The 8,815-nt window shown below is 57.5% G+C and carries 7 protein-coding genes; 1 reads left to right on the top strand and 6 read right to left on the bottom strand.

The features are described 5' to 3' along the window. Nucleotides 1–1,239: 1,239 nt before the first annotated feature. A complete protein-coding gene (locus tag VF629_RS17705; protein ID WP_331059825.1) occupies nt 1,240–2,223 on the top strand; it encodes a hypothetical protein in 984 nt (327 codons plus the stop codon). Between the two features lie 125 nt (nt 2,224–2,348). Here VF629_RS17705 and hisIE read toward each other — a convergent pair whose 3' ends face one another. The 6 genes from hisIE to hisD all read right to left on the bottom strand — a co-directional run bounded on the left by hisIE (nt 2,349) and on the right by hisD (nt 8,811). Beyond that, complete coding sequence (gene hisIE, locus VF629_RS17700) at nt 2,349–3,014, bottom strand: bifunctional phosphoribosyl-AMP cyclohydrolase/phosphoribosyl-ATP diphosphatase HisIE (protein ID WP_331059824.1); 666 nt, start codon at nt 3,012–3,014, stop codon at nt 2,349–2,351. Nucleotides 3,015–3,057: 43 nt separating this feature from the next. Next, entirely contained in the window at nt 3,058–3,813 is a 756-nt protein-coding gene (gene hisF, locus VF629_RS17695; protein WP_331059823.1) for an imidazole glycerol phosphate synthase subunit HisF, read from the bottom strand. Nucleotides 3,814–3,857: 44 nt separating this feature from the next. Beyond that, entirely contained in the window at nt 3,858–4,574 is a 717-nt protein-coding gene (locus tag VF629_RS17690) for a 1-(5-phosphoribosyl)-5-[(5-phosphoribosylamino)methylideneamino] imidazole-4-carboxamide isomerase (RefSeq protein ID WP_331059822.1), read from the bottom strand. A gap of 30 nt (nt 4,575–4,604) precedes the next feature. Next, on the bottom strand, nt 4,605–5,192 hold the full coding sequence (hisH, locus tag VF629_RS17685; protein ID WP_331059821.1) for an imidazole glycerol phosphate synthase subunit HisH: 588 nt from the start codon (nt 5,190–5,192) through the stop codon (nt 4,605–4,607). Nucleotides 5,193–5,255: 63 nt separating this feature from the next. Beyond that, entirely contained in the window at nt 5,256–6,356 is a 1,101-nt protein-coding gene (gene hisB / locus VF629_RS17680) for a bifunctional histidinol-phosphatase/imidazoleglycerol-phosphate dehydratase HisB (RefSeq protein WP_331059827.1), read from the bottom strand. 28 nt (nt 6,357–6,384) lie between these two features. Beyond that, nucleotides 6,385–8,811, bottom strand: a complete 2,427-nt coding sequence (gene hisD, locus VF629_RS17675; RefSeq protein ID WP_331059820.1) for a histidinol dehydrogenase — start codon at nt 8,809–8,811, stop codon at nt 6,385–6,387. Nucleotides 8,812–8,815: the final 4 nt, after the last annotated feature.

Here is an 8,815-nt window from a genome sequence, read left to right as displayed (position 1 = left end):
CAGTCCGCGAGTCCGAACGCCTACTACTCGCGGACTGAAAGTCCGCGCTACTTGCCCGGCCGGACACTGACCCCGAAACCGCTGTAAGATTACGAGCCCTGTGATGTACTCGCATTTGTGTTGAAGCTCTAGCCTATGTGCAGCTACTTTCCCCAACGTAGAATAGTTCCAGCCTGGTGTTAGTTAGACACCAGCAATGCCGCCGGTAGCGGTTCGTCAGGTCCTGCCACAGTTGGCTGGCGGTGGCCGCTTCACTTGGCCCAGTATGCAGGCCATGGCGCCGTATGGCGCGTTCGACGGCCTGGCAAACATTCAACTGCCGTTTTCCCCATTTCCGGCGCTGGGCTTTTTTCGGCCGCAAGTGCGGTAAGGAATGGCTGGGCGCCTGCGTTTTTTGCCAGCTTGTTCATCGTCGTTCGCGAAATGCTGGTCACGCGCACGACGTTGCGTTGTGAAGCGCGCCCCATCAGCAACTTTTTCACTTGCGCGTAATCAACGATGCGCTCATCGGCTCCGGGCGCAATGCGGTTTGGTGACCACACGGCGTGCATTTGTACTTGGCGTGGCTTTGGCTGCTGCCGTTGCGCCGGATGCGCTCACTACTTCGGGCGGTGCAAAGATGCTGTGTTATGAGCACCCATACGCCTCTTTCTACTTATTAGAGTACGGCTTAGTTTTGCATGCTGGTTCTGGGATATCGTGGGAATGAATTTGTCAGCTATTGTCAGCTATTGTCAGCTATTTTATTCTTTGCCACGAAGTAGTTCGGGGTTTTAGGCTTGTTTGAAGCAGAGTACAAGAAGTAGAGTACAAATTAAGTGAGTGGGTTACTCCTCCCCTTCCCTATTTCTAAATTTGATTATTATGAAGTACAAAAAAGCATTCTGAAGTAAGATTTTTATTACTACTTTGTGCTATGCTGTTATATGCACAGTGTGTGCTTGAAGCTATTCTAAGTATCACTCAGATTCGCCTAGCTATGAATGGCATCAAAGTGATTTTGTACTTACAAAAAGCATATGACGCTGCAGAGCCAAGCAGGTACTTAGACACGCGCACTAGTTTTGCATGCAAACGAAGGAAAGAGCTTGAATAGCACAAAATAGTATAAATGCTTACCATTTTGAAAACTTTTTTATACTTTTACTTCCTTCTGTAAATTTTTCTCGTATCCGTATACCAGGGCTTAATTTGCACCACACCGACAGTAACCCATTTTTGTACTGAAAAATAGACTCCATGCCGAAACTAATCGATTACCCAAGAACCACTTACTCGGGAGCGTGGGAACTAGCTGAAATTGTCGATGACACCGGTGGTAAAAGCGCTATCGAAACAGCCGCGAGGAAACTCAACAGAAAGGTTAGCGGCTCATTCAAAGCTATAATTGGCTCGGCGGTAAAATTTGGGCTACTCACTAGCAAACGCGACCTGCTTACCACAACCACTCTTTTTAAACGCATAAAACACGCTTACGATAAGCAGGAAGAGCTTGTGTTTCATAGAGAGGCTTTTTTAACTCCTCCTCTATTTACCCAGATTTGCCGGAAGTTTCGCTCACGGGAGCTACCGGTTCAAATGCTGGACGTGATGCTCATTCGGGAGTTTGGCGTAGAAGAAATCAACGCGCAAGGGGTCGCCAAAGCATTCGTGGAAGGGTGCCGCATGGTGGGGTTGCTCGATGAGCACAACATCATTGCCGACATCGATGCTTTGCCCAACAAGCAAAGCCCCAGGCGCGAACTAGCAAGCCCACCGCCAACAATAAATTCGCTCAGGGTCGAAAATTCTCCCACCCAGTTCGAGGCAGTTGATAGTCCCCGAGAAGGCCTTTTTGACCCTCTATCAGCAACAGATACTTCCGTTCCATCGGTACCGCCGCAAAACAAGGCCCGGCCCATGACCGAAATCAAATCACCCAGCACAGACTTGATAGCAAGTTTATTTGGCTTGGTCGATACCCAGCCGGACGCAGCACCGACTGCAAAACAAAACGCTCCTACACCTGAATTGGAGAGCGCCAAACCCAGTACCCCTAAAGCAAACCCTCAGCCACAAAACAATGAAGGTATGCCCGTTAATGTCAGCGTTCACGCACCAACAGGGTATCAAATTCAGGTCAGTGGGCCAGGAGTAAATACCTCATTGTCTATTACCGACGAGGAAGACATCAGCATTGCCATTGCGCTACTCGAAAAAATTCGCCGGCAGCTGAAAGCTTGAGCACAATAACTGCCCTAAAGCCCCACAAAGGTTCCCAGTTGCATAAAACTGGGGACTTTTGTGGGGCATACTATTTATTGACCAATTATTGACAAAAAAGGTCCGCTAGGCGCACTCACTGATTGTTATTTGTTTTCCAGATGCCGGGTGCTGGGCACACGATGACGCTCCTGCAGAACGGCGATTACCTCTGTCAGAGGCACGCCCGAGGCAGCCAGCAGCACCACCAGATGATAGAGCAAATCGGCCACTTCCCCAGGCAAGCTCTGGCGGTTGGCTGCAACGGCATCAATAACCGTTTCTACGGCCTCCTCTCCTACTTTCTGGGCAATTTTCTGAATGCCTTTGTTAAACAACGACACCGTATAGGATTGCGGCGCCCGCTCCGGATACTGTTGCCGCTCGAATATCAGGCGCTCCAACTCGGCGAGAAAACCAACCGGCGCAGCGGGAACGTGCGCTTGGTATTGTTGCTCGAAGCAGCTCACCGTGCCGCGGTGGCACGTTGGGCCCGCCGGCAATGCCCGAATAAGAACAGTATCGGCGTCGCAGTCAATATGGCAACTCACCACGGTCAGGTAGTTGCCGCTGGTTTCGCCTTTGGTCCACAGCCGGTTTTTTGAACGGGAGAAGAACGTCACCCGACCTTCTTGCTGAGTTAACTTCCACGCTTCCTCGTTCACATAGCCAAGCATCAGCACCTGCCCGGTATCGGCATCCTGGATGATTGCGGGGGCAAGGCCCGTGACGGAATCGAAACGTAAGGTGGCAGTGGAGGCAGTGGTTGCCATGAGCAAGAGAAGTCTAAAGACAAGTTGATAGAATTGGCAATACCTACAGGCGAACGGCAATGCCCGCTTGGTGCAAGTACTGTTTCAGGGTGGGGAGGGCCGTTTCGTTGAAGTGGAAAATGCTGGCCGCCAAAGCGGCATCGGCCCCACCGGATTGAAAAACATCGGTGAAATCGGCGGGCTTGCCGGCGCCGCCTGACGCAATGACGGGCACCGGCACGGCTTCGCTAACGGCGCGGGTAATGTCGAGGGCAAAGCCGGACTTGGTGCCGTCGTGGCTCATGGAAGTCAGGAGCAATTCGCCGGCGCCCAATTCGGCGGCCTCTCGGCACCAGGCCACGGCTTCGCGGCCCGTGGCTTGCGTACCGGCCCGGGTCATGACCTGCCACTCTCCTTCAACCAACCGGGCATCGACGGCCACCACCACGCACTGGGAACCGAACCGACGCGCCAACTCCTGAATAAACGCCGGACGAGCCAGCGCGGCCGAATTGATGGAGACCTTGTCGGCACCGCTCAACAACAACGCTTCTACATCGGCCACGGTGCCGATTCCGCCGCCCACGGTAAAGGGAATGTCCAAGACTTGCGCAACCCTGCGTACCAGCTCGGTAAGGGGCTGGCGCCGTTGATTGGTGGCCGTAATGTCGAGAAAAACCAGTTCGTCGGCGCCTTCCCGGGCGTAACGGGCCGCCAGTTCTACCGGGTCGCCGGCGTCGCGCAATCCTTCGAATTGGATGCCTTTAACAGTCCGTCCGTCGCGCACATCAAGGCAGGGAATAAGGCGTTTCTTTATCACGACTACCGAATCGATTATTGGAATTTAGGGGCGGAAGGCAAAGACTATAGAAAGCGGCGCAAGTCCGTCAAGCTAATGGTGCCTTCATACAGCGCCTTCCCGATAATGGCGCCGTGCATGCCCGCCTCGGCTAAGGCCTCGACGTCGGCCACGGAAGTGACGCCCCCGCTGGCAATGAACCGAGCGGCAGGGTATTCGCTTACCAAACGGCGGTACGTGGCCAGGGACGGCCCCTGCAACAGGCCGTCCTTGCTCACGTCCGTACAAATGAACGTGGTGGCACCAGCGGCAAGGTAGTTACTCAAAAAGGCTGATAACGTCAACTCGCTCTGTTCAGCCCAGGCGTTGATGAGGATGTGCTCGCCTTTAAAATCAGCACCCAGGTAAATGGTATCGGCACCGTGCCGCGACAACCAGCCGCGCACCACCCCCGGAGACCGCACCGCCAGGCTGCCGGCCGTGGCGTGTTTGGCCCCAGCGTTGAGGACTTGGGTCAGGGCTGCATCGTCCTGAATGCCCCCGCCGGCGTCAATGTCCAAGTCCGTCTGGCGCGCGATGCCTTCTAGCACGGCCAGGTTTACGGGGCGCCCCGCCCGGGCCCCGTCCAGGTCCACCAGGTGCAAGCGCCGCACGCCCGCATCGGCGAAGCGCTGGGCCACGGCCACGGGGTCGGCATCGTACGTGGTTTGCCGGGCAAAATCGCCGGCACTTAGCCGGACGCATTGGCCGTTGATGAGGTCAATGGCGGGGATTATCTCCATGGTGTTGCGTGGGTGTGACGGGCTGGCAAATCAAAGCGCCAAAAAATTCGACAGAATACGGGTACCCACGGCGCCGCTTTTCTCGGTGTGAAACTGCACGCCGTGAAAATTACCGTGTTGCACCGCTGCGCTGAATGGTGCTGGATGGGCCGCTTGTGCCGTGGTATAAGCGCCTACGGGCGCGTAATAGCTGTGCACAAAATAGACGTGGTCGGCTTCGGTCAGCCCCGCGAAAAGCGGGCCTTGCAGGGCTTGTAAGTTGTTCCAGCCCATGTGAGGCACCTTGTGCTCCGCATCAGGCACGAAGCGCCGAACATTAAAGGGCAGCAGCCCCAACAAAGGCGTGTCGTTTTCCTCGCTGTGCTGGCCCAGCAGCTGCATTCCCAGGCAGATTCCTAAAAAAGGCTGCGTGAGCGTCGGCAGCACCTGGTCCAGGCCCGCGGTGCGCAATGCCTCCATGGCCGACGATGCTTCTCCCTCGCCGGGGAAAAGCACCTTGTCAGCTTTGCGAAGGGCTTCCGGGTCGGCGGTCAGCGTTGGGAATGCGCCGAGCCTTTCTAATGCAAACAGGACGGACTGCACATTGCCTCCTTTGTAGTCAACTACTGCTATTTCCATAAACCAACTAACAAAGCATTTAGCAATTACCCAAATGGGTATATACTTTTGGACAATAAAATCTTACAAAATTCCCTTGGTGCTTGGGATTTCAAAAGACTCTTCCCGCTGCAAAGCCATTTTGATTGCTTTCGCTACGGCTTTGAAGATGGACTCAATCTTATGATGTTCATTGTCGCCGGTACAGCTGATGCTGAGCGTGGCGCGCGAGTTGTCCGTGAACGATTTGAAGAAGTGAAAAAACAGCTCTGTAGGCAAATCTCCCACGCGCTCGCGGTGGAATTCTGCATTCCATACTAACCAGGGCCGGCCTGAAAAGTCGATGGCCGCCTGGGCCAAGGCCTCGTCCATGGGCAGAAGAAAGCCGTAGCGGGCCAGTCCGCGTTTGTCGCCCAGCGCTTGAGAAAAGGCCGTACCAAGCGCCAAGGCCGTGTCTTCTACGGTGTGATGTTCGTCAATATGTAAATCACCTTTTACACTTATGTGTAAGTCAACTCCGCTGTGCTTGCCCAACTGCTCCAGCATGTGGTCGAAGAAACCCAGGCCGGTATGAATGTCGGTTTGCCCGGAGCCGTCGAGGTTTAGGCGAATGGCAATTTGCGTTTCGTTGGTGTTGCGCTCTATTACCGCGACACGCGACGGATAGCGAAGGTGGCGGTAAATAGCGTCCCAACTGGTGGTAGTCAAGGACGCGTCGGGGTGAGGCTCCTCTCCTATCAGAATGGCTTTGCTCCCGAGGTTGGCGGCCAACTCGACGTCGGTGAGGCGGTCGCCGATTACGAAGGAATTTGGCAAGTCGTATCCGTTGGCCGGGTCCAGGTACTTTCCTAGCAGGCCGGTGCCGGGCTTCCGCGTGGGCAAGCCTTCGTGCGCAAAGCTCCGGTCGATGTGCTCGGCGGCAAAGTGCACGCCTTCGCCAGCCAAGATGGCTTGCATCATCCGGTGGGGAGGCCAAAAAGTGTCTTCGGGAAAGCTCTCGGTGCCCAGACCGTCCTGGTTGGTCACGAGAACAAGCTCGTATTCGGGTAGGTCGCGAGCTATGCGGGCCAATGCGCTGATGCAACCGGGCAAAAACTCAAACTTGTCGAGGCTATCGACCTGCTGGCTGGGTTGGGGCTCCACGAGGATGGTGCCGTCGCGGTCAATGAAGAGTGCTTTTTTCAACATGTATCGTCTTGACTAATGCGTTGAACTAGGCGCGCGCTGCGGCAGCCGTGGTGTCCGATTGGGTGGAAGTGGATTCTGCGCTTATTTCCAGCAGCGCATTCACCAAACGAGTGTTTTCCTCGTCGGTGCCCACCGTCAGGCGCAGGCAGCCGCGGCAACCCGGTTGCGTGGTTCGGTTGCGGACCACAATGCCCCGCGCCCGCAACTGGTCGTAAACTTCGGTGGCGTCCACGCTGAACCGGACCAATAGGAAGTTTGAATCCGAAGGAAAAATGCGCTCCACGATGGGCACTGACATAAATTGCTGCCGCAGCCACTCGCGTCCTGCCAGCAACTCCTGGCGCATTTCGGGCAGTTTCGGCGACGAGGCCAGCGCGGCCAGGGCATGTTGTTGCGTGGCGGCCGAGATGTTGTACGGCGGCTTTATTTTGTTGAGGTAGGCAATCAGGGCCGGAGCCGCATAGGCCACGCCCAGACGCAAGCCGGCGAGGCCCCAGGCCTTGGAGAAGGTCTGCAGGACCACCAACCGCGGAAAATCCGCCAATCGCGTGGTCCAACTGGGCGCGTCCGCAAAATCGGCGTAGGCTTCGTCTACCACCACCAGTCCGTTGAAAGTGCGCAGGATTTCCTCCAGCGCCGCTTGGGCCAGCAAATTCCCGGTCGGGTTGTTGGGCGAGCACAAAAACACCATTTTGGCACTGGACTTGGCCAGCTCCTGGGCAGCGTTCTCGGGCAGTTGAAAGTCCGGGGTGAGCAGCAGGCGCTCCACCCGAACGTCATTTAAGTTCGCGGCAACCTCGTACATGCCATAAGTAGGCGGACAGACCACAATGGCGTCGCGGCCGGGCGTGCAGGTGAGGCGCACGAGCAAGTCGATGGCTTCGTCGGACCCGTTGCCCAGAAATATCTGTTCCGGTAACACCCCTTTAATGGCAGCTAGCTGGGTTTTAATCGCACGTTGGTGCGGGTCCGGGTAGCGGCTGAAATCGTCGGGGCCAACGGAGCCCAAGCTGTTTTCGTTGGCATCAAGCATAACCGGCGCCATGCCCTCGAACTCGTCGCGCGCCGAAGAATACGGTTGCATGCGCTCCACACTGGGCCGAATGAGGCCCGCATAAGGGTTTTGTGCTCCAGCACCGTCGGCCATAGGAAAGCTTGGTTCCTCGGCCAGAGAAGCCAAGCGCACGCTCACGGCGCGGGCATGCGCCGACAACCCCTCGGCCTCGGCCATGGTTTCGACCACCGAGCCGATGGCTTGCAAGCCGGAAGTGGTGAGGCGCTGAAAGGTGATTTTTTTGACGAATGAGTCCAGCGACACGCCGCTGTATTGCCGGGCAAAGCCGCTGGTGGGCAAGGTGTGATTGGTGCCGGAAGCGTAATCGCCGACGGCCTCGGGCGTGAGGTGGCCCAGAAAAACCGAGCCGGCATTGGTGACGCCCGCGGCCAGCTCATCGGCCTGGTCGGTGGCCAGGATGAGGTGCTCAGCGGCATATTGGTTGGAAAACTGCAGCATGCTCGCGGTGTCGGCCAACAGCACGGCGCGGCTGTTGGCCAAGGCCTGCTCGGCCACCTCGCGACGCGGCAGGGTGGCCACCTGGTTGGCTAATTCGGCTTGCACGGCTACCAACACCGCGGCGGAGTCCGTGAGGAGCACGACTTGGGAATCCGGGCCGTGCTCGGCCTGGGACAACAAATCAGCTGCCACAAAAGCGGGGTTGGCGCTAGCATCGGCAATAACCAACACCTCGGAAGGCCCGGCGGGCATGTCGATAGCCACCCCGTATTCGGCCGCCGCCAGCTGCTTGCCCGCCGTAACGTAGCGGTTGCCGGGACCGAAAATTTTATCGACCGCGGGCACGCTTTCGGTTCCCAGCGCCAAGGCCGCCACGGCTTGCGCACCGCCGGCTTTCACCACGGTCGTAATGCCCAAGAGCTGGGCCACGAACAGAATCACGGGACTCACAGAGCCGTCGGCCTGCGGGGGCGTGCACACCACCACCTCCGGGCAGCCCGCCAGCCGGGCCGGCACGCCCAGCATGAGCAAGGTGCTGAACAGCGGGGCCGACCCGCCCGGCACGTACAAGCCGACGCGCTGGACGGGCACCGCCCGCCGCGAACAGTGCACGCCCGGCATGGTTTCCACCCGCAGCTCCGCTCCGCCCTGCGCTTGGTGGAAGGCTTCGATGTTGGCTTTGGCTTGACGGATGGCGGCTTGCAGCTCGGCGGGCACTTGCGCGGCAGCGGCGGCCAGCTCCGTTGCTGAAACCCGCAAGCTGGTCAGGGTGGCGCCGTCCAGCTCATTGGCCAGCGCCAGTAGCGCCGCGTCGCCGCCGGCCCGGACCTGTTCAAATATGGCCCGGACGCGGGCGGCTACTTGGGGCGCTTCGGCCGCGGCCGGCCGCTGCTGCAGTTCGTGCCACGTGCCGGGGTCGGGATAGGAATAGACTTGCATGAGG

Source organism: Hymenobacter sp. (assembly GCF_036388155.1).
Classification (GTDB): Bacteria; Bacteroidota; Bacteroidia; order Cytophagales; family Hymenobacteraceae; genus Hymenobacter.
This window is presented reverse-complemented; position numbering and strand designations above follow the sequence as displayed.